Source organism: Pseudomonas sp. FBCC-B35 (assembly GCF_059133755.1).
Window position 1 is genome coordinate 1,451,899 of the sequence record NZ_CP101439.1, and the last position, 23,376, is coordinate 1,475,274.

Below are 23,376 nucleotides of genomic sequence, written 5' to 3' on the forward strand. Positions count from 1 at the left end.
CATGGCCTATTCAAAAAGACAAATGCTTGAGCGGCTGGGTAAAGGTTCCGCGACCTTGGGCTGGGGTGCAGTGGCGGCCTATAGCCGGTCCAGGCTTAACCGCTTGCTGATGCAACAATATCAGCAGCGCTTGGATACACTGAGCTTTCTGCCGCCCTTCAACGATGAGTTGGCGTTCACCGGCGCGCGTGCGGCGGTCATCGAGCTGGAGGGACTGGAGTTCGGTGCACCGCGACTGTCGTTCATCAACGCTTCTTTGACCAATTCGCGGGCGCGGTTGATCATGAACCTGATCGCAGGGCGCTGCACCACCGTGCAGCTGAGCGATGGCGCCTTGATCAACACGTTCAACGTGACCGAGGCCATGGGCTATACCCTGGAGATTGACCTGGACCTGATGCTGGTCACAGGCGAGGTCGATCGCCATGGCCGGGTTAGCCTGGACCTCGCCCATGGCAGCAGCCTGCGCTGCAGTTTGCTGCAAGACCAGCCAACCCTCAACGAGCAACTGGTGACAGCGCTTGAAACCTGGTTTCATGGCCTGCCTGCACGCATGACCCAGTTCGATCTGGGGATTGTTGATCTTCAAGGCTATCACCCACTGAGCCCACGGCGTTTCATCATCCGCACCCAGGCAGCGCCGGGCGCCAAGTTGAGTCAGGCTGTCAATCAGGGCGATGGCGCGGTACTGGTGTTCATTCGTGTGAGTGCCAACAGTGCCGACGGTTACTACCCCGACAGCAGTTACCCTTACCTGATCCCCGATGGTAACTACTCAGCCAGTTTGCTGTTGGACCGTTCGTTGACCAGGTATGCAGACGGTCAACAACTGGAAATACTCAATAGCCTGTTGTTTCCTGGCACCTATGCCTTCGTGGAGGCCGAGCGCCATGAGCCCTTCGACATGCTGGTGCTGGGCAATATCGACCCGCTGGTTACCACCTATTCGGTGGAGCCCGCCGAAGCGGTTATCAAGGCGGGCGAGGCGCTGAGTTTTACCTTGCATGACGGCCAGGGCAGGGCCGTAAGCGCTAGCCGTTGGCATGCAGTAAGCCTGCACAGCCACTTGCCGCAAGGGCATGGGCAGATCGACTCAAAGGGGCGCTACAGAGCGCCCAGCCCCCAGGACATTGGCCACCAGAGCCTGACCGTGGTGGTGACCGCCGAGCTCGATGGCACAAAGCCGGGCGAGGTCTTCGTCGCCTCCGCTCGCCTGCAAGTGAGTTTCGAGTCGCTAGCGACGTTTCCCAACGCTGCGAGTTACTGGCCAGACCAACAGGAGGTGATTCCTTTGGCTGGCTGGCAGAAGGATGCACAAGGGGTGCAGTGGTCGTTACTCGAACCGTTTCACGGTGAGTTGTCCGACCAGGACCAGCACCGTGCGCTGTTCGTACCCGACCGCGGGCCTGGCGTACGGCCACTGGTCGTACAACAGGTGCAGGCGCACGCCGGACAAGCTCGCGATGCGGCATTGGTGATGGTCAATAGCCAGCCGCTTTTGAGCCTGTACCCAGCCCATGTGGCGAATGTACAACATGGGCAAACTGCGCAACTGAGTGAGCCCGTGCAGTTCATGCCAGGCGCCGACCGCCGCTGGCGTGTGTTATCAGGGGAGGGCGAAGTTGACCAGACTGGCGCCTTCTCCAGCCGTGGCCAGCACAGTGGCACCAGCGTGGTGACGTGTGAGGTGGTGAGTAATGGCGTGGTGTTCGCCAGCGGCCATAGCGTTGTGCAGCATAGCGACCTGGAAATGGAAGGCAGTTGGAAAGAGCTGAATCAGTTCACGGTCAGGGTCATGAGCGGCCAGGATGGCAACCGCCAGGGCCGCCAATTCAACAATGGCTTCCAGCAGCTGGAACTGGAAGTCTATGTCGAGACAGCTCAGGTCAATGGTAAGGACTACCCCTTGAGCGTGACCGAATTGGCAACGCTGGGGCTTTACCACGAACGCACGCCTGAGCGCGTGAGCACGCTTGCCCTGGAACGCGAAGGCATCGAACTGGGCGATCCTGAACTCTGGGCGGTCAGTACCCGACCCAATCGCTTTCACCTGGCGAACGGGCGCGCGGCGGCTGCCGCGCCCCGGCGTGCAGTCACTAACCGCGAAAGCATTGTTTACCTGTACTTGCACTGCCGAGCGGGCGCTGGGCAGACCCGGCAATTCTATGCGGGTTTCCAGGCCGATTCCAAACAGATGCATTATTCCACCGACACCACCGTGCATAACGCGAGGATCGAAGTGTCGGCGGCGCAGTTGCAGGTGCTCGAGAACGACTACAGTTTCACGCGCCAACGGGTCGATGGCGGCGGCGGCAATAATGAGCAAGATGATTTCGATTTCTTCCTGACGACCATTGATTACTGGACGTTCCGCTACGCGCACGCCAAATTCGTATCCTGTGAAGTGCTGGGTATGGAAGGAAATCGGGTGTCACCGCTTACAACACCGAACATTTCGATGATCACGTGGGAAGGGCCCAGCCAGAATGACCGGATGTTCAGCTACACAGGGCTGATTTTCCATGACTCTCTTGAACCTTACCCTGAGACTGTAGAGTTTGATACTGCCATGGAATCCATTCGCAAAGATCTTGAGTTGGACGCGCTGCCAGTTGATCGACGGTGGTATGCCTCTGGGTCATTGGTGCTGGTGAACTTGCGCCGGGAAGATGTTTACAGGCGCACTCTCCAGGATTGGGTAAAGCGGTGGTTGACACCATCGCTGGTCGTGTTGCTGCGTGACGAAAATGGCAACAGCCACTACCGTCGCTTCAGTTACTTGTCAACCAGTAAGCCTGAGCACCGTAATTACCTTGATCACATCAGCGTTTCGCCGAACGTTCTGAACGCGCCCCAGCGCGCCGTATTGACCTTGCATAATAACGCTTGAATGAAAGGGGTCGACGATGAAAATCCAGTACTTGATGGTGCCAGTGCTATCGCTGCTCCAGGCGTGTAGTCATGGGACCGATGCGGTAGCTGCACAAGACTACGGCAGGTTGCTGATTGCTGAGCGTTATGAAAATCAGTCACCTGTCAATTCCTGTTCCATCCCGATACCGGCGCCAAGTGATTCGATGCACACCTATAGATTAGAAAATCACGGTTGTAAGAGGAACTCGGATTATTTTTCCATGAGCAACGTCGCCTCGGCGGTGGAGATACGGTTCTATGATCAAGTTGATTGTAAAGAGGTGCCTGTGAAGCCTGTGCATCCGCCCCGTGAAAACAATTGGACTGCCCACGTCGAAACGATAAAACATCCGACGACCACCCGGTGGGTAAAAATGACTGAAGTGCGAGACACGCCGGTCCGCGGTATTGTGGTAGCGGGTGTCCAATTACTTAAAAAAGAAGTGATTTCTACCATCGTTCCTCCATGGGAGCATCAACTCAGCTGCGTAAAGATTCGTAATCTCCCATAGCATCCAACCCACTGTTACCGCCAAGGCCGGGGGGCACCATGTCCGTCAAGCACTCACTCCATTCCAACGCCTTCAACTTCATGAGCTTCATCCAGGGCGGTGTCGATCCGCGCACCGGGCAATACACGATGAAGATCGAACTGCCCGACCTCTGTGCCAATACGTTGCTGGGCCCGGAATTCACACCGACGTTGTCATTCTCGCCCCTCAATATCATCGACTCCGGCTACGGCGCTGGCTGGACGCTCCAGTTATCCCAGTACACACCGGATAACCAGGTGCTGGCCTTGGGCACAGGCGAAACGTACCGCATCACCGACCGGAATGCGCAGCCGATGGTGCTGGCAGAGCAGAAACTGGTCAATTTCAAGGTCTATCGTGACAGTGATGATGCCTTCAGGATTGAGCACCGCTCGGGCTTGGTAGAGATACTGACTCGCCAAGGCAGTAACCAGGCTCCGGTATTCTTGCCGGCTCGGCTGTTCTCGGCCCAGGGCCAGAGCCTGGCTTTCACGTATCGGCTGTTCAACAGCCAGCATCCGGTACTCGACTCCATCAGTGACGACACTCAGCAGAACGATGGCAAGCGCCGTATCCTGTTCCAGACCGCTCGCACGGCCAATGCCGTCGTGTTGAAGCTGCACCCGTTCGTCGGTGCAGACGGAGCGCCCCTGGTCACCTACGACATGCAGCTCAAGGAGGATGATCAACGGGTCGAGCGCATCAGTGTATTGGGCGAAGCGCAGGGCAAGCAGGTCGAACAGGCGCGGTGGGATATGATGTACGTACGTACACACGGTCACCTCTGTCTGAGCCGTGTGACTACGCCAACGGGAGCAGTGGAAATGCTCTCATACGCTGATGCCGGTCACCAATTCCCTGCTGGCAGCGGCCGGCCTTCGCCGCTTCCTCGGGTCACCCGGCATCAAATCGAACCCGGGGCAGGGCAGCCTTTGGTGGATGTGGACTACCGCTACCCTGGCGCGCACAACTTCATAGGTGGCGGCACATCGCTGCCATGGCGCGACGATGGCTTGGATAACCTCTACAAACTCGCCGACAGCGATACCTACGAGTATCAGAGCGTGGAGGTCTGGAAACAGGAAGGCCAGGAGATTCGTAGCATCACCCGCACCTTCAACCGTTACCATCTGCTGACTGAAGTAAAGACCCTGCAAGGCAATTGCCAACAAACCTCTGCCACGGGATACACCATTAACGCAGGTGGCTTCCACCGCCAGCCGCCCACGTTCCAGTTGCCCACCGAGGAAACGCGCCGGTGGGTGGTGGTCGGCAGCGAAGTACCCGCGCGTTCGGAATCGGTTATCAGTACCTACGATAACCATGGCAACGTCTTGACCCGCAAGGAAGCCAACGGCATCGAGGTGCGCAACGAATGGTTCCAGGCGGCGGAGCAAGAAGGGCATCCGCACGACCCCAGTGGCTTTGTGCGGCACCTCAAAAGCACGACCACCTATCCGGCCAGCGACGGGCAGGGCTTGGCACCGGTGCTCAGCCAACGTTTCAGCTATGTGGCCTATGCGCCGCTTGACGACGCCGAGCAGCCCGGTCCAAGGTTGACGGTGCCGTGGTTCGAAGTCGAAAGCGAAACGCTGGTCGATGTGGACGATGGCGAGCGCTGGCTGGAGTGCACGCGTTATGAGTACGAACATCAGGCAGCCAGCTGTATGGGGCGGGTGAGGGAAAAAACCGTGCAGTACCCCGCAGGACCGGAGGATCCACCCGAAGCGACCCTCGATACCGTCACCCATTATGACTACTCTACGCCACTGAGCACCTACACCCGGCAGAGCGTCTTGCACACGCTTGAGACGCTGACCGGGTACGACGGTGAGGTCAAGCAGACCACCCTGGAGCATTCGCTGCACACCGGCCAGCCGCTGCTCAACCGCGATGACAATGACGTCGAAATCCGTTACGAGTACGACGCGTTGCAACGGGTGACCCAAGAGACGGTAGCGCCGGGCAAACCCCACGAAGCCACTCGACGCTATACGTATTTCTTGCGAGATTCCGCTAACGGTGTGCCCGAACAGTGGCAGTTTGACGTCAAGGGCGTAAAGACCATCACCTATCTGGACGGCCTGAACCGGGTGGTCGAGGAACAGCGCATGGACGTCGATCACCCTCTGCTCGGCGAAACGCTGCGCCAGACCTACCGCGCCGGGTACGACGCACTGGGTCAGATGCAGACGCAAACCGAAATCGACTGGCTCGGCGATCAGCAGCTGGAACTGACCAGCACGTTCGAGTACGACGACTGGGGCGAGCAGGACTGCGTGGTTGGGCCAGACGGCGTGCGCGAGTACACGCGCACTGACCCCGTCGGTACCCCTGCTTCCAAAGGCCCTGTTATCACCCAATGGCGTGAGGTACTCGACGAGCAGGGGAACCTCGTCTCCAGCGGTATCACCGTTACGTGGCTCAACCTGTTCGATAAACCCACGCGTATAGAACGCTTTGCGCCTGGCAAGCTGGAGCCAGCTGACGCCATCAGCCTGCAACGCAATCAGTACGACGGGCTCGGGCGCCTGTTCGAGGAGAGCGTAGGCATGGCGGGCAAACCTCAGCGTGTCAATCGATACACCTATGACGCCTTCGAGCGCTTGGTGATCCACACCCTGCCCGATGCTGCCCAAGTGCGGCGAAGCTTTGCCGCCCATAGCCGCGAAGACCTGCCCACGCGTATCAGCGTATCGAGCAGCCGCGGCGGCGATCAACTACTGGGTGAACAAGGCTTCGACGGCCTGAACCGGCGTATCAGCGCCACGACCGGGGGGCGCCTGCAGCGCTTCGAGTACGGACCCGGCCAGCGCAAGCCGTGCTGGGTAACCATGCCCAGCGGCGAGCGTGTCCATTACGAGTACCAGCCCAGCCTCAGCGAGCAGCCTACGGTGCGTACGGTCGGCGGCGTCACCACCCGCTTCACCCACGATCCACAAAATGCGCGCTTGATCGACTGTGAAATCCCTGACCTGCGCTTGACTCGGGATCATTTCAGTAATGGGGACGTGAAAGTGGAAAGGCGCTGGGTTGAGGGCGAGGCTGCGCCTTTCGAGATGCGTTACGACTACAGCTATCGCAGCCGTCTGCTGGAGTACCAGGATGTGCTCGGCCAGGTTCAAAGCAACGACTACGATGCCCTGGGGCAGCTGAAACGCACCACCTTGTACGCCGCACTAACCGACCAGCCGTTGCTTCAGGCCCACTTCAGCTACGACCTGTTTGGTCGCCTGCACACCACGACCACCCGGGACATGGCCAGTGATCAGGCGCTGCGTACGCAACTGCGGTATGACCCACATGATCGCGAAGACCTACGCACCTTCGAGTTCGGCCGCTTTGCGCTGGACGAGGATACGGGCGAGTGGGTCTTCGTGGCCGAGCATACTCAGACCCTCAGCCAAGCTTATGATGACGTCGACAAGCTCGTCCTGCGGGTACTGTCCGATGAAACCGGTGTGCTACGCGAAGAATCCTACAAATACGATTTGCGCGGACGCCTGACCGACTACAACTGCGCGGGCGAGCAATGTCCGATTGACCCCTATGGCCAGCAAATCAAGACTCAACTGTTCCGCTTGGATGCGATCGACAACATCGACCTGTTGACGACCACTGCGGCCGACAATAGCCGTTCGCGGGTCATCTACAAATTCGAAAATGCCGCGGACCCAGCGCAGTTGACCTCCATCGAGCATTCATCTCTGCCGGCGGTGCAGCTGCGCTATGATGCCAATGGCAACCTGATCCAGGACGAAGCCGGCCGTACCCTGACGTACGATGCGTTGAACCGGCTGCAGAGTGTCGATGGACCCACCGGTGCTGCTCGCTACCATTACGATCCCGAAGATGTACTCAGCGGTATGAGCCAGTAGAAGGCGCATAGGCGGGGTAGGGCATCGAAGCGCAGTTCAGCGGTAGCGAATGGTGAAGTTGAGTGCTCCGTTGGCGTCACCCGCACGCACGGCGGTGGCCGCTTCCACCTGAATGAACTGCGCACTGAAACGCAGCGGCGTGGTGCCATCGGCCAGGGGTCTCAGCGGCACCTCTTTGTTCAATGCCAGGGGCGTGCCATCTTGCTTGAGAATTCGTATGCCTACGCCTCGCGCCGACGATGTGGTAGTCAGTGAAAAAATACCTTCCAGGGGCGAGCCGATCGGAATTGAACCATTGATGCCGGTGAGCTCGATGGTGGCGTAGGTGTTGTGCTCAGGGTCGACCTCACAGCCGCTGAGCGTGATGGTGAAGGGTTCTGCCGGCGTGGTGACTCCGGGCGCGCTAAATCGCGAGCGCTCCCACTCGCCTAGCTTGACCGGGTTAGGGCTGACGCCTGTGCCTGCCAGGCTGCACTCGCTGTTGACCACTTCGGCTTGCAAATAATAGGTCAGCGCCAAGCCAACGGTCGGTTCATCAAAGTACCCTGTGAACATGCTCGTATCGAGTTTGTGGATGCCGGGCGGAATTGGCCCGGTCTTGTACAGGGTCACGTTGTTTTCAATGAATCTCAGCTGAAACGCTGACGTGTTCTCGGCATCGTGATAGGCAGTAAACGGCACCAGCGGCGGGTTGCGCCCGTAAGGTATGAATGTTGTCGGACCTTGGTCACTGAATGGCCAACCCAACTCGATACGTGCACCAATACCCGGGATATTGGTTTGCAAGATCGGGCTGCCATCGATGGTATGGATGGGGAGCAACGGGCGTACCGGTTCAAACTTGAAGTGCCAGCGCGTCCCGCGGTTAAAACACTCCAAGAGGCTGTTCGCCTCGTTATTCGTGAAATCATAAACGTTGAAACCGCCCAGTTGGCGACCTACCTGGGCATCGCGCGGCACATGCACGGTACCGATTTTACGAATGAACGTCATTGGGCCTGTTGGGTATTTATCGTACCACCAGCAGGCCTTGCTTTTGACTTCGGAGGCGGCCACTGCTGGCTGGCTGCTGATGCTTAGCACCAACGCAGCGCACACTGTCAGGTATTTCATCATTGGGACTCCTTCACAGCCCAGCCTGTGCTCAGGCTGGGCGCTACAAACATAGGGCCTAGCCGCAGACCAGCGATAGCAGGTGATAGCCTTGCTGAGCAGGCGAGTCTTTGGGGTCAACTGCGACTTGGCACATGCCGTCCTCATGCTCGTTCCAGCGCACGCTCAACACCTGCGCCTGGGTATGCGTGGAAAGCATGACTTGGCCCGCCTGGCCGACGATGCCCAGCTGCTTGCCCAGGCTGTCGACTACTTGGGCGCCGAAAGGCAACGGTCTGCCTTGTGCAGTACGCAGCGTCAGCACCAAGCGGGTCACGCGGCGGGCCTCGAAGCGGTGCTTGACCACGGCGCCTCGGCTTGGCACCACGCGTGCCGAACCGTTGTCGATTTCCACCTCCGGGCCGAGGCGGTCGGTCTGCAGCACCAGACTATTGTTGCGGTAGGGTTGCAGGTGCGGTACCAAGGCAAAGCCCTTGGCATTGGTCAGCGCTCCGGTGGCATTGCGCACACCCACATCCGCAATGTCGGGGACCTCGATCAGGGCCGCCGTATCCCCAAGGTACGGGCCAACGGCCAAGCCATCCTCATGGAACAACAACGCACCACTGGCATTGAGGGAAAGGCTGCGGTAATCACCGGCTTCGGTGAAACCTGCGCCCAGCGAGCCACTGCGGCCTTGGTGCGCGATGCTCAATGCTGCGGCCTTCTGCTTGTTTTCGTTCTGACTGAGGCTGGCGCTGTAGCTGATGGGGTACTGTGTGCTGGAACCGTTGAGCGTGGCACGCTGACTGTGGCCCTGGTTGTTGCTCAGCGCATCGAAGGACGCCGTGGCGCTGTGACCGATGTCCAGCGGCATACTCAGCGTCAGGCCGAACAGGCGTTGGGACGGGAAGTCGTCGTTCAATGACTGGGAGGCAAACAGGCTGTAGTTGACCCCGCCATGGTGGGTTGTGAAATTGACCTGATACTGACGCTGGGTGGTCGAGCGTTGCCAGTAGTCTTGCTGCGAATAGGTCAGGCTCAGGCCGCTGCGCTGCCCCACAGGCTGGTGAACGGCCGCTTCCAGGCGGCTTCGACGGGCTCCCATGAAGCTGTCTTGTCCGCTATGTTCACGCACGGCTTCGTCGAAGTCGCGGTATCCGCGGGTCGAGTAACGATAGCCGGCAAAGCGCAGGGTGGTCTGGCTGGCAAAGGTCTTGCCATACCTGATCGCGTGGCTTTGGCCTTGTTGGTTGCCAGAGGCCGCTTCGCTGTTGGCCTGGGTGATGTCCAAGCCAAGCGCGCCCCAATCGCCTAAATCCTTGCCCAGGCCGATATTGGCGGCGTGGTAGTAGTGGCTGGCCATCAGCCCACCGTAGAGCGTGGTGTTCCACGGCATGCCCACTGCGGCGGTGGATTGCCATACGGTCGGGCGGTCGAAGCTAGCGGCTGGGTTGTAGCGACCCACGGCAATGCTGTAGCGCCACACGCCTTCACGCAACAGGTTGCTGAGCGTGGCATAGGGCTGGGTGTAGCGTTGTACGCGGCCATCGTCCTCGGTCAGGACAATATCCAGCTCACCGCTGCCGCCTGGGCTCAAGTCGTCGATGGCATAGGGCCCAGGGCTCACGTAAGTGGTGTAGATCGGATACCCGTTCTGCCACACCTCGAGCTTGGCCCGGGTTTGCGCCACGCCACGGATGATCGGGGCGTACTGCTGCAGCGTGTCGGGCAGCATGCTCGTATCCGAGGCAACTTGGACGCCAAGCAGAGGAATACCGCGAAAGACATCGCTGTCGAGAAACGTTTCGCCGATCGTGAGATTGCCGCGCAGCCCTGCGATACCTCGTTGTGCGTAGGATTGGGACCGGCTCCAGCGTGTTGCACCCGTACCGTTTTCGCGCCATGCCTGGCTGCTGCGCAGCCGCCAGGCGCCAAGGTTGACACCGCTGTTGATGTTCAGGTCAGCGCTCGAATAACGCCCCGAATAGCGGTTGTGGCCTTGGTAGGTGGAGGCTTGGTAATTGATGAAGGCTGCGTTGATGCCGTGGTCCCACTGCGCAGTCTCCACCTGGCTGGCCAGATCACGGCGCATGGCGATCTGTGGCACCGACAACGTCAGGCGTAGCGTTGCGGCATCGAACGTCGATGTGGCGCCTGGAATGACGGCAGGCAAATCCAGGCAGGTCGCCGTGGCCAGTGTAGGATCCTGCAGGCTTTCGAGCCGCACTCCCATGCCGACGAGCAAGGGCCCGGGCAAGCAGGCGTCCAGGCGCTCGTCTTGCAGGATGAACGTCAATTCATGGTTGCCCACGAACTCCAGGTTGAGCACGACATCGACCCGGTAGCGGCCAGGCGGCAGCGAGGTCGAGTCGGCAAGGGCGTCCAGTGCGATACTCGACACGCTGTCAGGCTGGGTACCGGCCTGGCGCAAGAAATGCGCATCGAACTGCATTGCAGGTTGGCTGTGGGAGCTGGCATGGGCGACTGGCAGCCAGGGGCTGATGCCGATTAGCAGGCACAAGCAGGCGCCGCACGGGCGTCCGGGCGTGATTAATGGCATGGAAAGTTCCTCGCCTATGACGGCAAGCTAGGGGCGATTGGCGATAGGCAGGGTGAAAGGCTTGGTGTAGCCACCGAAGTCATTGATGATGCTGAACCTGGCCTGCAGGTCAGGGCCAGGCCGAACTCCGTCCAGCGGCAAGTAGTGATCGCCAAACGGTGGCAGCATCGGAAGGTTTTCCAACTTGCCGGAACGCTGCGCACCGACCACCTCCAGCTGACTGAAGGTGACGTGGAACGGGGTGGGGTTGTGTGCCCTGAGTTGCGTCTGGCCGTTGGCCGAATGCAGTGAAAACTGCAAGTGGTTTGCCTGGGTGGCAGGGCTGCCCTTGAGCTGGTGGGGCCGGTAAAACAGCTTCAGACGTGTACGCAGCGCGATGTTCAGGGTGTTGTACTGGCCTGGCACGGCTTGCGGGATTTCCTGGAGGTTCAGGAAAAACAGGCTTTCTCTGTCTTCGGCCAGATCGTTGGGCAAGGCGCTGATCTGCAACAGTTGCTCCTGACCAGGATCGAGGCGAAACAACTGCGGTGAAGGCATCAGCGGCACTGCGGTGACACTGTCGTCAGCCTGGGTATTGATCCAGACTTGCGCTGCATACGTCTGTTTACTGGGGTTACGCACCACGACGGATGTGCTGCGGCTGTCGCTTGGGTAAACGATCCGCGTGTTGCTCAATGTGAGCGCAGCCTGACTGCTGCCAACGGGCAGGATAAGCAGCAATGCCGCTGCGCAGGTGCTGAATATCGCGCGCAGCGAAGCCGCCCGTACTGAAAAACCTGGCATTGAAAGTCGTCCTCTAGACCAGGTGCGCAACGGCACCTGGACGCGATGGGGGTACAGGGTGTGAGCCCGGCCTGTAGCCGGGCTCGGCAGGTCAGATGATGTCGACGGTGAAGTGAATGCTGGCCGACGCTGCGCCTGGCAACACAGGTACGCTGGTTGCGCGGTAGGTCGCGTGGAACACCATGCGAGACTGGCCCGTATCATTCAGGTCGTACTCGGCCGATGCGCTACCTGGGGCGACCGCACTGCCAGTGCGGTCACGCAGCGCGATGGCTACGTTCTTGGCACCATCGGAAGTAGGGGTGACCGCGAAATAGTTGCCACTGACATCGGCAGTGCCCTCGAAGGTGACGGTGGCTTTGTTGCTGCTGAAACCACACACCGCGCCCTCTTCCACTACCAGTGCGAAGGTGCGTTGGTTGTACTCTTCACCACTGGCCTTGAAGGCGCTGGCTGGCAGCTCACCCATCTCCACGGAGCTGCCGATGGCGCCGGAAGGTGGCGAAATGATGATCGGGCAAGTGTCGGCAGTGATTTTGCCGTCAAACATTACAAGGCCTGTGTTGGCGTTTGCCGACGTGCCAATGGCCGTCATGAGGAAGCCGAGCGATGCGGCCAGGAGAGACGTTTTCATAAGGATCCTTGTTCGAGTGACTAATATTAAATGACTGAAAGGTTAATTGAACGCCAGTGGTATTGGTGTTCTTTAACTTCGGCGCGAATTTTATAGAAGTCACTTTTTTAGTTGCAAGGATAATATGAGTTCGATGTTTGTTATATTTTTTAACTATAAGACTATGTATTAGTTGTGTGTTGATTTTTCTGAGGGGCGGGGGAATTTTTTTCGAGTTAATAATTGAGCGGTGTGGCGCAATAGGCCTATTCTCTACAAAGAGTAAGAAAGCGTGAATACGGCATCAGCTGAAGGCAACGTATTAATAAGAACACGTTCCATGGGAGGACGAGGTATCCCACGTCCGGCGTGGGATACCTGGGTGAATCAGTGGCTACTGCCTTGGCGTTGTTGGCTCAGCAGCTGCTTGTGCTGATGCCAGTCAAAGGGTTGACCGCTTTCCTGCGCTGCGAAGCGAAGCTCCTCGAGCTGTTGATACATATCCAGCTCTTCATCAGGCATGAAGTGCAGGCAATCACCGGCAAAGAACCATAGCAGATCGCGGGGCACCAAATGTGCGATTTGCGGGTAACGCTGAATCACTTGGCAGATCAAGTCCTGGCCCAGGTACTGGCTTTGCAGTGGGTCTTGTGGCAACACGGTCAGCAGTTCGTCAAAGCGCTCGAGGAACAGGGTATGGCTTTCTTCCGGCACCTGCTCCGCTTCGCCCAGCGCCACGAGGATGGTGCGCAGGTGCTGCAGCAATTGCAGGTGGTATTCCAGGTGTGGGTTGGCCATGGCAGGGGTCCTCGGTATGGCTGAAAGGGGGGCGGAGTATACGCCTCCCTTGTCGTTCGGAAAGACTCAGCGCACTTTCCCGGGTTCGGGTGTCAACTGCACCTTGTCAAAGGCATCCACATCGATGACCTTGCGCCGCGCCTGTTCAGCCGCGTGCAGGCGTTGCCCCTCGTCCGGTTGCAAGACGCCAGCCTCGACCGCTGCATCGATGGTCGACTGGCCAGGCGCAGGGCGGACATCGCCTTGCTTGAGCGCCTGATGCAAGGCCTTGCTCAGCGGTGCCGTGCTGTCGAGCAGATCGCTGGCCTGCTGGAGGGCGGCAACGGGGTCGTTCTCGCCCTGTGGGCGGTAGCAGCCGGCAAGCAGTTCTTCCAGGGCCGGATCACCCTTTCTACGGCCGATCAGCTGAGCCACTTGGGCATCGAGTTCGTCACTGGGGCCGGTATGGCGCCGACCGAAAGGGAACACCAGTACGCGCAGTGCACAGCCCACGAAGCGATTGGGGAAGTTATCGAGCAGCCGATCCAGGGCGCGTTCGGCTTGCCCCAGACTCTCTTCCAAGGCCCAGCGCAACAGCGGCCGCAGGTGCTCGGCCGAGCCCTGATCGTGGTAGCGTTTGAGCGCTGCGCTGGCCAGATACAGATAGCTCAGTACATCACCCAGCCGCGCGCTCAGTCGCTCGCGGCGCTTGAGTGCACCACCGAGCAGCATCATGGAGAGGTCGGCCAACAGGGCAAATGCCGCCGCCTGGCGGTTGAGGGCGCGGAAGTAGCCTTGGCTCAGGGCATCGCCGGGCACCTGCTCGAAGCGGCCCAGGCCCAGTCCGTAGATCAGGGTGCTGGCCGCATTGCCCGTCGCAAAACCAATGTGCTTGGCCAGCAAATCATCGAACTCCACCAGCGCCTGGTCCTGGTCCTGGCGCGCGGCCAGGGCCATTTCCTTGAGTACGAACGGATGGCAGCGTATGGCGCCCTGGCCGAAGATCATCAGGTTGCGCGAGAGGATGTTGGCCCCCTCGACGGTAATGAATATGGGCGCGCCCTGCCAGTTGCGGCCCAGGTAGTTGTTGGGGCCCATGATGATGCCCTTGCCGCCGTGCACGTCCATCGCGTGCTGGATGCATTCACGGCCGCGCTCGGTCAGGTGGTACTTGAGAATCGCCGACAGCACCGACGGCTTCTCACCCAAATCCACGGCCTTGGCCGTGAGCATGCGGGCGCTGTCCATCAACCAGGCGTTGCCGCCGATGCGTGCCAACGATTCCTGGATACCCTCGAAGGCGGCCAAGGGCACGTTGAACTGCTCGCGGATGTTCGCGTATTGGCCTGTGACCAGGCTGGTGTACTTGGCAGCGCCCGTGCCAACTGCCGGCAGCGAGATGGAGCGGCCTACCGACAGGCAGTTCATCAGCATCATCCAGCCTTTGCCGAGCATGTCCTTGCCGCCAATCAGGTAGTCCAGGGGGATGAACACGTCCTTGCCACTGTTGGGGCCATTCATGAAAGCCGCGCCCAACGGCAGGTGGCGTTTGCCGATCTCAACGCCGGGTGTGTCGGTGGGAATCAGCGCCAGGCTGATGCCAAGTTCTTCTGTCTCGCCGAGCAAGTGGTCCGGGTCGTAAGCCTTGAAGGCAAGGCCCAGCAGGGTGGCGACCGGCCCGAGGGTGATGTAACGCTTCTCCCAGTTCAGGCGCAGGCCTATGACGTCTTCCCCCTTCCACTGGCCTTTGCAGATCACGCCAGTGTCGGGCATTGCCCCGGCGTCGGAGCCAGCGTGGGGACCTGTGAGGGCAAAGCAGGGGATGTCCTCACCGCGAGCCAGGCGCGGCAGGTAGTGATCGCGCTGTTCGTCGGTGCCGTAATGCAGCAGCAACTCGGCAGGGCCCAGGGAATTGGGGACCATGACCGTGGAGGCCAGGTCACCGCTGCGCGTGGCGAGTTTCATCGCCACCTGGGAGTGGGCGTAGGCGGAAAAGCCCTTTCCCCCGTACGCCTTGGGAATGATGAGGGCGAAGAACCCGTGATCCTTGATGTGCTGCCAGGCCTGCGGTGGCAGGTCCATGTCCTGGCCGATCTGCCAGTCGCTGACCATCGCGCAGAGTGCCTCGGTCGGGCCATCGAGGAAGGCCTGCTCCTCTTCGGTGAGCATTGGCGCAGGGTAGGCGAGCAGGGTACGCCAGTCGGGGCGGCCACTGAACAGCTCGCCGTCCCACCACACGGTGCCGGCATCGATCGCCTCGCGCTCGGTCTGCGACATGGGGGGCAATGTGCGCTTGAACCATTTGAACACCGGGCCCGTGAATACCTTGCGGCGCCACTCGGGCAGTAACACGAGCGCGGCGTTGAGCGCGATCACCAGCCACACCACAACCAACAGCCAGCCGGGGGCTTTGCTGAAGATGCCCATCAGCAGCGTGTAGACGGCAACGATGCCAAGTATCTGCAAGGGCGGCAGGCGCCGGTGCATGAGGTAAAGAGTGCCGATCACCAGCACTAGCAGCCACAACAGCAACATAATCACTCCTCCTTGGAACCAGGGGCTTGGCCATCCCACAGAGCTTAGACACCACGCTATGAACGGCACTGTCAGAACAGTGACAGGGTGTGGCAGCGTGAGTTTCAGTTCATGCTCGTTCTTGCCGGTATCTTCGCGCGTACAGCCGGCTAATGTCTGGAGTAGACTGCATGACCTGAGCATTCCTGAGGACGTCGTCATGCTGAAGATCTGGGGCCGCAAGAACTCGAGCAATGTGCGCAAGGCACTGTGGATTGCCCATGAGCTGGATCTGGATTTCGAGTCGATCGACGCTGGAGGCGCTTTCGGCGTGGTAGATGAGCCGTACTACCGCGCACGCAACCCAAATGGCCTGGTGCCTATGCTGGAAGATGGCGACCTGACCCTGTGGGAATCCAACGCCATCGTCCGCTACTTGTGCGCCGAATATGGTCAGGCGCAGGGCTGGTACCTGGACGATCCGCGCCAGCGCGCCCTGGCCGATAAGTGGATGGACTGGACCACCTCTTCCCTGGCGACCCCTTTCCGTCCGCTATTCTGGGGCATGCTGCGCACCCCTGAAGATCAGCGAGACTGGGTGGCGATCAATGCGGCGCACAAGCAGTGCGCACAGTTGCTGTCCATGGCCGATCAGGCCCTGGCCACACAGCCGTATCTGTCGGGAGAACACATTGGCATGGGTGATATCCCACTGGGGTGCTTCGCCTACGCCTGGTTCGAGATGCCCATCGAGCGTCCGGACATGTACCACCTCAAGGCGTGGTACGAACGCCTCAAGAGCCGCCCGGCCTATCAGGCTGGCGTGATGACTGCGCTGACCTGATCGAACACCGCAGCCGTTTCGATAGTCACTATCGATACACGTGACTGTACTTGTGCGGCCGAGCCTTGCACCATTGGCCGCACTCACTGCGCCAGTGAACCTGTCTGGCGTGTCCTGAACCCTATTCTTCGGTAAGTGACCCGCTATGAGTTCTGCCCTGTCCATCCGACAGCTGACCAAGACCTACGGCAACGGCTTTCAAGCCCTCAATGGCATCGACCTCGATGTTGCCGAAGGCGACTTCTTCGCCTTGCTTGGCCCCAACGGCGCCGGCAAGTCCACCACCATCGGCATCCTTTCTACCCTGGTGAACAAGACCAGCGGCACAGTCAACGTGTTCGGTCACGACCTGGACCGTGCGCCGTCTGCGCTCAAGCGCTGCCTGGGCGTCGTGCCGCAGGAATTCAACTTCAACCAGTTCGAGAAGTGTTTCGACATTGTCGTGACCCAGGCCGGCTACTATGGCATTGCGCCAAAAATCGCCAAGGAGCGGGCCGAGCAATACCTGACCCAGCTGGGCCTTTGGGACAAGCGCGATGTACCGTCGCGTTCGCTTTCTGGCGGCATGAAACGCCGCTTGATGATTGCCCGCGCGCTGATCCACGAACCGCGCTTGCTGATTCTCGACGAACCCACTGCCGGGGTGGACATTGAACTGCGCCGTTCGATGTGGAGCTTTCTCACCGAACTCAACGAGAAGGGCATCACCATCATCCTCACCACCCATTACCTGGAAGAGGCCGAACAGCTGTGCCGCAACATCGGCATCATCGACCACGGCACCATCGTCGAGAACACCAGCATGCGCAACCTGCTGGGCAAGCTGCACGTTGAAACCTTCGTGCTCGACCTCAAGCAGGACCTGGCCAGTGCCCCGGCCCTGCAAGGGTATCCTTGCCGATTGCTGACGCCTCATACGCTGGAAGTACAGGTGGACAAGGACATCGGCATTACCGCGCTGTTCAGCCAGTTGGCGCTGCTGAACATCGAGGTATTGAGCCTGCGCAACAAGACCAATCGACTTGAGGAGCTGTTCGTGTCACTGGTGGAAAAGAACCTGTCGAAGGTGGCCGTATGAGTGTGGAGCTGCGCACCAACTGGGTCGCCCTGAACACCATCGTCTATCGCGAGGTACGGCGCTTCCTGCGCATCTGGCCGCAGACCTTGCTGCCCCCGGCGATCACCATGGTCCTGTACTTCGTCATCTTCGGAAACCTGATTGGTCGGCAGATCGGCGACATGGGTGGGTTCACCTACATGCAGTACATCGTACCGGGGCTGATCATGATGTCGGTGATCACCAACTCCTACGGCAACGTGGTCTCGAGCTTCTTCGGTAGCAAGTTCCAGCGCTCGATCGAGGAGTTGATGGTTTCGCCGGTGTCGCCACACACCATCCTGGTGGGGTACGTACTGGGCGGAGTACTGCGTGGCTTGGCGGTAGGTGTGATCGTGACCATCCTGTCGATGTTCTTCACCGACCTGCAGGTGCATCACCTGGGGGTGACCGTGGTGGTGGTGCTGTTGACGGCGACCATCTTCTCGTTGCTAGGCTTCGTCAACGCGGTGTTTGCTCGCAATTTCGACGACATCTCGATCATCCCGACGTTCGTGCTGACCCCGCTGACCTACCTGGGCGGCGTGTTCTATTCGATCACCCTGCTGCCACCGTTCTGGCAGACCGTCTCGTTGGCCAACCCTGTGCTGCACATGGTCAATTCGTTCCGCTACGGCATTCTAGGGGTGTCGGACATCAGCATTGGCACGGCGATCACCTTCATGCTGGTGGCCACTGCCGTGCTCTACCTGCTGTGCGTGCGGCTGCTGGTCAGTGGCCGGGGCATGCGTGCCTGAAACGTTGCACCGGCATTGGCGACGACGCCATTGCCGGCCCACCCACCAGCGCCAGTACAGCAGGGTGCTGAAATAGCCGAGCATACCCAGCAGCACGGCGCAGACGATTGAACCGAGCAGGAAGGGTTGCCAGACCGTCGACAGTTGGTCGGTGATCCACTGGAAGGTCAATGTGTCGGGCAGCGCGCGTGGCGGTACCTGCATCAGCCAGGCACCGACCATGTATGTCACGAAAAACACCGGTGGCATGGTCAGCGGGTTAGTCAGCCACACCAGGCTGACGGCGATCGGCAGGTTACCCCGCAACGGAATGGCCAACGCAGCGGCCAGCAGCATTTGCGCAGGCATCGGGATCAAGGCGGCGAACAGGCCGACGCCCATGGCTCGTGCTACCGAATGACGGTTCAGGTGCCACAGGTTCGGGTCATGCAGCAACGTGCCGAAAAAGCGTAAGGACTTGTGTTCCCGAATACTGCTCGGGTCCGGCATGTAGCGTTTGAATAGTCGGCGCGGCATGGGGGCTCCCGGAGCGTTGACCGAGGCAGTATGCCCTGATTCCCGGTCGGCCTCGTTCAGAGTTTGTGACAATTGTTGAGCAAGCATTGCCGACAAGTGGGCTATGCCTCAGAGGTTGATTCAGCTTCTGGAGCTCTACCTCATGCGCACAGGGATGTTGGCGCTTGCACTTGGTCTGCTCAGCCTCGGCCTGGTGCCTCAACTGCCATCGGTCGGATGGCTGTTATTGCTTGCGGCGGGCGCTGTCGTCAGTCTGTTCACCCGCGGGTGGTTGCTGGGCGTGTTCCTGCTGGGCTTTTGCTGGGCCTGCTGGTCTGCCAAGCAGGCCATGGATGATCGTCTGGCGCCAGGGCTCGAGGGTCGCACGTTATGGCTGGAAGGGCGCGTGGTCGGCCTGCCGGCGCGCACCGCGCAAGGCGTTCGCTTCGACCTTGAGGGGGCGCATTCCCGGCGTGCCGAATTGCCGCAACGCCTGCAATTGAGCTGGTTTGACGGGCCACCGCTGCGTGCCGGCGAGCAGTGGCGCCTGGCCGTGACCCTGCAGCGGCCGGGCGGGCTTTTGAACCCCTACGGGCCTGACCGGGAGGCGCAGTTGCTGGCACGTCGGGTCGGCGCCAGCGGAACGGTCAAAGCCGGGGAGTTACTGACGCCCGCGCCAGCCAGCTGGCGCGATGCGCTGCGCGAGCGGCTACTGGCTGTCGAGGCCAATGGTCGGCAAGCCGCGCTGGTGGCGCTGGTGCTTGGCGATGGGGCAGGCCTGGCACGCGAGGACTGGCAGGCGCTACAGGCAACCGGCACCGTGCACCTGCTGGTGATTTCGGGCCAGCACATCGGCCTGGTGGCGGGTCTGCTCTACGCCGTGGTCGCGTGGTTGGCCCGCTGGGGGCTGTGGCCGGCCCGGGTGCCGTGGCTGCCTTGGGCCTGTGCGCTGGCCATGAGTGCGGCGCTGGCCTACGGCTGGCTGGCTGGGGCAGGGGTGCCAGTACAGCGCGCCTGTCTGATGCTGGCCGTGGTGCTGCTGTGGCGGCTGCGCTTTCGTCATCTGGGTGCGTTTCACCCCTTGTTACTTGCGCTGGTTGCCGTACTGCTGTTCGAGCCATTGGCAGCGCTGCTTCCAGGTTTCTGGTTGTCATTCGGCGCCGTGGCCACGCTCATCTACACCTTCAGTGCCCGGCTAGGGGCTTGGCAACCCTGGCAGGCCTGGACGCGAGCGCAGTGGGTCATCGCCGTCGGGCTGCTCCCAGTGCTGCTGGCGGTGGGCTTGCCGGTGAGCCTGAGTGCCCCGCTGGCCAACCTGGTGGCGGTGCCGTGGGTGAGCTTGGCGGTATTGCCGCTGGCGCTATTGGGCACCTTGTTGCTGCCCTTGGGAAGCGCAGGTGAGGCCTTGCTGTGGCTGGCAGGCGGCCTGCTGGATATCTTGTTTCGCGCCTTGGCGCTGGTCGCCCAGCAGCGCCCGGCATGGGTGCCTCCCGCATTGCCGTTGTGGGCCTGGCTGCTGGTCTGCCTGGGTGCACTGCTGCTGTTGCTGCCACGGGGTGTGCCGCTGCGTGGGTTGGGTGCGGTGATGCTCGTGGCGCTCTGGGCACCTCGCGAGCCTGTCCCGGATGGCCAGGTCGAGGTGTGGCAGCTGGACGTGGGCCAAGGCTTGGCGGTGTTGCTGCGTACCCGGCAGCACAGTCTGCTGTATGACGCAGGTCCAGCCAGGGGCGAAAGCGATCTGGGTGAACGGGTCGTGTTGCCCACCTTGCGCAAGTTGGGGGTCGACAGCCTGGATCTGCTGGTGGTCAGTCACGCCCATGCCGACCACGCCGGCGGTGCAGGTGCAATCGGGCGCGGGCTGCCGATCAGGCGGGCGATTGGCGGTGAGCCGCTGGAAGCGGTTCCGTTACAGCCTTGCGTCAGTGGCGAGCAGTGGGAGTGGGACGGCGTGCGCTTTTCCCTGTGGCGCTGGGCGGATGCGCGCACCAGCAACGACCGCTCCTGCGTGTTGCTGGTCGAGGCGTCGGGCGAGCGGTTGCTGCTGGCCGGGGACATGGAGGCGGGGGCCGAACGTGCGTGGCTGGCTGCCATGGACTCACCACGCATCGACTGGCTGCAGTCGCCTCACCACGGCAGCCGCAGTTCGTCGAGCGAAGCCTTCATCCGCGCTGCAGCCCCGCGTGGGGTACTGATATCCCGCGGGCGCAACAACAGCTTCGGGCATCCCCATGCACAGGTGGTCGAACGCTATCGCAGGCATGGCATGACCCTTCACGACACGGCGGTGGAGGGGGCGTTGCATCTGGTGCTCGGTGTGCAAGGAAAGGTCGAGGGTATGCGCAGCCAGCGTCGGTTCTGGCGTGACGCCAGGGGTGGTTAATGCTGATGAGCCCCTGGCGCGCCTATGGTAAAGTGGCGACCTTTTCCAGAGGGCTTCTACTGTGTGGGAATTGGTCAAGTCAGGCGGTTGGATGATGCTGCCGATCATTCTGAGTTCCATCGCCGCCATGGCTATCGTCGTCGAGCGCCTGTGGACCCTGCGCGCCAGTCGCGTCAGTCCGCCTCACCTGCTGGGCCAGGTGTGGATGTGGATCAAGGACAAGCAACTGACCAGTGACAAGCTCAAGGCCCTGCGTGCCGACTCGCCCTTGGGGGAGATCCTCGCGGCAGGGCTGGCCAACTCGCGTCATGGTCGCGAAATCATGAAAGAGTGCATCGAGGAAGCCGCCTCGCGCGTCATCCACGAGCTGGAGCGCTACATCAGCACGCTGGGCACCATTGCCACCATGGCGCCGCTGCTGGGCCTGCTGGGCACCGTGCTGGGCATGATCGACATCTTCAGCGCGTTCATGGGGTCGCAGATGGCCGCCAACGCCTCGGTGCTGGCGGGCGGTATTTCAAAGGCCCTGGTAACCACCGCAGCCGGGCTGATGGTCGGTATCCCGGCGGTGTTCTTCCACCGCTTCCTGCTGCGCCGCATCGATGAGCTGGTGGTGGGCATGGAGCAGGAGGCGATCAAACTGGTGGAAGTGATTCAGGGGGACCGCGAGGTGGAAGTGGCGGGAGGCAAGGCGTGAAGTTTCGGCGCAATCGCCAGCGCGAGAACATCGACATCAACCTCGCGTCGTTGATCGACGTGGTGTTCGTGTTGTTGCTGTTCTTCGTGGTCACCACCACGTTCACTCGCGAAACCCAGCTGCGCGTCCAGTTGCCCGAAGCGGCCAGCGCCGAGCGGGCACCGGGCGATGAGGGCAAGTTGGTAGAGATCACCATCAGTGCCGAAGGGGTGTATTCAGTGAATAACCACCTGCTGCCCAAGAGCGACCTGGCCACCCTCAGCGAGGCCATCGAGCGTGAATCAGGTGGCGACAACACACTGCCCCTGGCCATCAGTGCCGACGGCAAGACCCCGCACCAGGCTGTGGTCACCGCAATGGATGCCGCCGGCAAGCTCGGCTTCAGCCAGTTGCGCATGACCACCGTCGAGGCGGCCCAGAGCACACCCTGATGACACTAGCCGATCGCCTGCTTGCTGCCTGGTACACCGGCCATCCTGCACTGGCGTTGCTGCGTCCGCTGGAAGCGCTGTACCGCTGGGTGGTCAAACGCAAGCGCAGGCGTTTTCTCAACGACCAGCGGGCCAGCTACCGCGCCCCGGTGCCCGTCATCGTGGTGGGAAACATCACCGTCGGCGGTACGGGCAAGACCCCCATGATTCTCTGGCTGATCGAGCACTGCCGCCAGCGGCGCTTGAGGGTAGGGGTGGTCAGCCGTGGCTATGGCGCCAAGCCGCCGCAGTTGCCTTGGCGGGTCACGGCCGATCAGGCTGCCGAGCAGGCGGGCGACGAGCCGCTGCTGATCGTGCAGCGTACCGGTGTGCCGCTGATGATCGACCCGGACCGCGCCCGTGCGGTGCAGGCCCTGCTGGCCAGCGAAAACCTGGACCTGATCCTGTGTGACGACGGCATGCAGCACTACCGCCTGGCGCGAGACCTGGAATTGGTCTTGATCGACGCCGCTCGCGGCCTGGGCAACCGCCGATGCCTGCCGGCCGGCCCCTTGCGCGAGCCTGTCGAGCGCCTGAAGGCGGCCGACGCGATCCTGTTCAATGGCGCGGAGCAAGACACTGCCGAAGGCTTTGGTTTTCGCCTGCAGCCCAGCGCATTGGTCAACCTGCGCACGGGCGAGCGCCGGGCACTCGACCATTTTTCCGCCGGCCAGCGCCTGCATGCAGTGGCCGGCATCGGTAATCCGCAGCGTTTCTTCAATACTTTGCAAGGGCTAGGCTGGCAGCCGCTGCCGCACCCCTTTGCCGACCACGCACAATTCAGTGCCCAGAACCTTGCCTTCACACCGCCACTGCCGCTGGTCATGACCGAGAAGGATGCGGTGAAGTGCCGCTCTTTCGCGGCCGAGAACTGGTGGTACCTGGCTGTGGAAGCCCAACCCACGCCGGCATTTGGCACTTGGTTCGACCTGCAGTTGCAACGTTTGCTACCCAAGCCCTGATCCCGTTT

Annotated in this window: 17 protein-coding genes; 10 read left to right on the forward strand and 7 right to left on the reverse strand. The window is 60.9% G+C overall.

What is annotated here, in order from left to right:
• Window position 1 precedes the first annotated feature (1 nt).
• The 3 genes from NMB38_RS06470 to NMB38_RS06480 are packed head-to-tail and all read left to right on the forward strand — an operon-like array spanning window position 2 to window position 7,324.
• A complete protein-coding gene (locus NMB38_RS06470) occupies window positions 2–2,890 on the forward strand; it encodes a hypothetical protein (protein ID WP_286751586.1) in 2,889 nt (962 codons plus the stop codon).
• 16 nt (window positions 2,891–2,906) lie between these two features.
• A complete protein-coding gene (locus tag NMB38_RS06475; RefSeq protein WP_132578882.1) occupies window positions 2,907–3,425 on the forward strand; it encodes a hypothetical protein in 519 nt (172 codons plus the stop codon).
• A gap of 38 nt (window positions 3,426–3,463) precedes the next feature.
• On the forward strand, window positions 3,464–7,324 hold the full coding sequence (locus NMB38_RS06480; protein WP_206406090.1) for an RHS repeat domain-containing protein: 3,861 nt from the start codon (window positions 3,464–3,466) through the stop codon (window positions 7,322–7,324).
• 36 nt (window positions 7,325–7,360) lie between these two features.
• On the opposite strand, the gene NMB38_RS06485 is transcribed toward NMB38_RS06480, so the two are convergent.
• The 6 genes from NMB38_RS06485 to NMB38_RS06510 all read right to left on the reverse strand — a co-directional run bounded on the left by NMB38_RS06485 (window position 7,361) and on the right by NMB38_RS06510 (window position 15,687).
• Complete coding sequence (locus NMB38_RS06485) at window positions 7,361–8,440, reverse strand: fimbrial protein (protein ID WP_201871053.1); 1,080 nt, start codon at window positions 8,438–8,440, stop codon at window positions 7,361–7,363.
• 55 nt (window positions 8,441–8,495) lie between these two features.
• A complete protein-coding gene (locus NMB38_RS06490) occupies window positions 8,496–10,979 on the reverse strand; it encodes a fimbria/pilus outer membrane usher protein (RefSeq protein WP_125922632.1) in 2,484 nt (827 codons plus the stop codon).
• A gap of 27 nt (window positions 10,980–11,006) precedes the next feature.
• Window positions 11,007–11,762, reverse strand: a complete 756-nt coding sequence (locus tag NMB38_RS06495; protein ID WP_088523028.1) for a fimbrial biogenesis chaperone — start codon at window positions 11,760–11,762, stop codon at window positions 11,007–11,009.
• A gap of 91 nt (window positions 11,763–11,853) precedes the next feature.
• A complete protein-coding gene (locus tag NMB38_RS06500; RefSeq protein ID WP_028687691.1) occupies window positions 11,854–12,396 on the reverse strand; it encodes a fimbrial protein in 543 nt (180 codons plus the stop codon).
• A 366-nt stretch (window positions 12,397–12,762) separates the two neighbouring features.
• Complete coding sequence (locus tag NMB38_RS06505) at window positions 12,763–13,173, reverse strand: PA2817 family protein (RefSeq protein WP_027914343.1); 411 nt, start codon at window positions 13,171–13,173, stop codon at window positions 12,763–12,765.
• 66 nt (window positions 13,174–13,239) lie between these two features.
• Entirely contained in the window at window positions 13,240–15,687 is a 2,448-nt protein-coding gene (locus tag NMB38_RS06510; RefSeq protein ID WP_132578878.1) for an acyl-CoA dehydrogenase, read from the reverse strand.
• 199 nt (window positions 15,688–15,886) lie between these two features.
• Between NMB38_RS06510 and NMB38_RS06515 the strand changes: the two genes are divergently transcribed.
• The 3 genes from NMB38_RS06515 (at window position 15,887) to NMB38_RS06525 (ending at window position 18,364) form a co-directional block, all read left to right on the forward strand.
• Window positions 15,887–16,510 (forward strand): glutathione S-transferase, encoded by a 624-nt coding sequence (locus NMB38_RS06515; protein ID WP_027914345.1) that lies wholly within the window; start codon window positions 15,887–15,889, stop codon window positions 16,508–16,510.
• Between the two features lie 145 nt (window positions 16,511–16,655).
• On the forward strand, window positions 16,656–17,588 hold the full coding sequence (locus tag NMB38_RS06520; protein WP_027914346.1) for an ABC transporter ATP-binding protein: 933 nt from the start codon (window positions 16,656–16,658) through the stop codon (window positions 17,586–17,588).
• Complete coding sequence (locus NMB38_RS06525; RefSeq protein ID WP_023533108.1) at window positions 17,585–18,364, forward strand: ABC transporter permease; 780 nt, start codon at window positions 17,585–17,587, stop codon at window positions 18,362–18,364. Before NMB38_RS06520 ends, NMB38_RS06525 begins: the two co-directional genes overlap by 4 nt.
• Here the strand turns inward: NMB38_RS06525 and NMB38_RS06530 are convergent.
• A complete protein-coding gene (locus tag NMB38_RS06530; RefSeq protein ID WP_115933573.1) occupies window positions 18,248–18,880 on the reverse strand; it encodes a DUF2062 domain-containing protein in 633 nt (210 codons plus the stop codon). The two genes, NMB38_RS06525 and NMB38_RS06530, sit on opposite strands and share 117 nt — an antisense overlap.
• A 142-nt stretch (window positions 18,881–19,022) precedes the next feature.
• Between NMB38_RS06530 and NMB38_RS06535 the strand changes: the two genes are divergently transcribed.
• From NMB38_RS06535 to lpxK, 4 genes are all read left to right on the forward strand, one after another.
• Complete coding sequence (locus tag NMB38_RS06535; protein ID WP_111475459.1) at window positions 19,023–21,239, forward strand: DNA internalization-related competence protein ComEC/Rec2; 2,217 nt, start codon at window positions 19,023–19,025, stop codon at window positions 21,237–21,239.
• Window positions 21,240–21,300: 61 nt separating this feature from the next.
• The gene (locus NMB38_RS06540; RefSeq protein WP_494354926.1) at window positions 21,301–21,936 is read left to right on the forward strand and encodes a MotA/TolQ/ExbB proton channel family protein; all 636 of its coding nucleotides are present in this window, start codon (window positions 21,301–21,303) and stop codon (window positions 21,934–21,936) included.
• Window positions 21,933–22,367, forward strand: coding sequence for an ExbD/TolR family protein (locus NMB38_RS06545; RefSeq protein ID WP_028687688.1), 435 nt, complete (start codon window positions 21,933–21,935; stop codon window positions 22,365–22,367). Before NMB38_RS06540 ends, NMB38_RS06545 begins: the two co-directional genes overlap by 4 nt.
• Window positions 22,367–23,368, forward strand: a complete 1,002-nt coding sequence (gene lpxK, locus NMB38_RS06550) for a tetraacyldisaccharide 4'-kinase (protein WP_104925956.1) — start codon at window positions 22,367–22,369, stop codon at window positions 23,366–23,368. The genes NMB38_RS06545 and lpxK overlap by 1 nt, the downstream gene beginning before the upstream one ends.
• Window positions 23,369–23,376: the final 8 nt, after the last annotated feature.

What these genes read in the sequence shown, in the direction of transcription:
- NMB38_RS06470 (WP_286751586.1), top strand. Translation starts at nt 2, where the DNA reads ATGGCCTATTCAAAAAGACAAATGCTTGAGCGGCTGGGTAAAGGTTCC.
- NMB38_RS06475 (WP_132578882.1), top strand. Translation starts at nt 2,907, where the DNA reads ATGAAAATCCAGTACTTGATGGTGCCAGTGCTATCGCTGCTCCAGGCG.
- NMB38_RS06480 (WP_206406090.1), top strand. Translation starts at nt 3,464, where the DNA reads ATGTCCGTCAAGCACTCACTCCATTCCAACGCCTTCAACTTCATGAGC.
- NMB38_RS06485 (WP_201871053.1), bottom strand. Translation starts at nt 8,440, where the DNA reads ATGATGAAATACCTGACAGTGTGCGCTGCGTTGGTGCTAAGCATCAGC.
- NMB38_RS06490 (WP_125922632.1), bottom strand. Translation starts at nt 10,979, where the DNA reads ATGCCATTAATCACGCCCGGACGCCCGTGCGGCGCCTGCTTGTGCCTG.
- NMB38_RS06495 (WP_088523028.1), bottom strand. Translation starts at nt 11,762, where the DNA reads ATGCCAGGTTTTTCAGTACGGGCGGCTTCGCTGCGCGCGATATTCAGC.
- NMB38_RS06500 (WP_028687691.1), bottom strand. Translation starts at nt 12,396, where the DNA reads ATGAAAACGTCTCTCCTGGCCGCATCGCTCGGCTTCCTCATGACGGCC.
- NMB38_RS06505 (WP_027914343.1), bottom strand. Translation starts at nt 13,173, where the DNA reads ATGGCCAACCCACACCTGGAATACCACCTGCAATTGCTGCAGCACCTG.
- NMB38_RS06510 (WP_132578878.1), bottom strand. Translation starts at nt 15,687, where the DNA reads ATGTTGCTGTTGTGGCTGCTAGTGCTGGTGATCGGCACTCTTTACCTC.
- NMB38_RS06515 (WP_027914345.1), top strand. Translation starts at nt 15,887, where the DNA reads ATGCTGAAGATCTGGGGCCGCAAGAACTCGAGCAATGTGCGCAAGGCA.
- NMB38_RS06520 (WP_027914346.1), top strand. Translation starts at nt 16,656, where the DNA reads ATGAGTTCTGCCCTGTCCATCCGACAGCTGACCAAGACCTACGGCAAC.
- NMB38_RS06525 (WP_023533108.1), top strand. Translation starts at nt 17,585, where the DNA reads ATGAGTGTGGAGCTGCGCACCAACTGGGTCGCCCTGAACACCATCGTC.
- NMB38_RS06530 (WP_115933573.1), bottom strand. Translation starts at nt 18,880, where the DNA reads ATGCCGCGCCGACTATTCAAACGCTACATGCCGGACCCGAGCAGTATT.
- NMB38_RS06535 (WP_111475459.1), top strand. Translation starts at nt 19,023, where the DNA reads ATGCGCACAGGGATGTTGGCGCTTGCACTTGGTCTGCTCAGCCTCGGC.
- lpxK (WP_104925956.1), top strand. Translation starts at nt 22,367, where the DNA reads ATGACACTAGCCGATCGCCTGCTTGCTGCCTGGTACACCGGCCATCCT.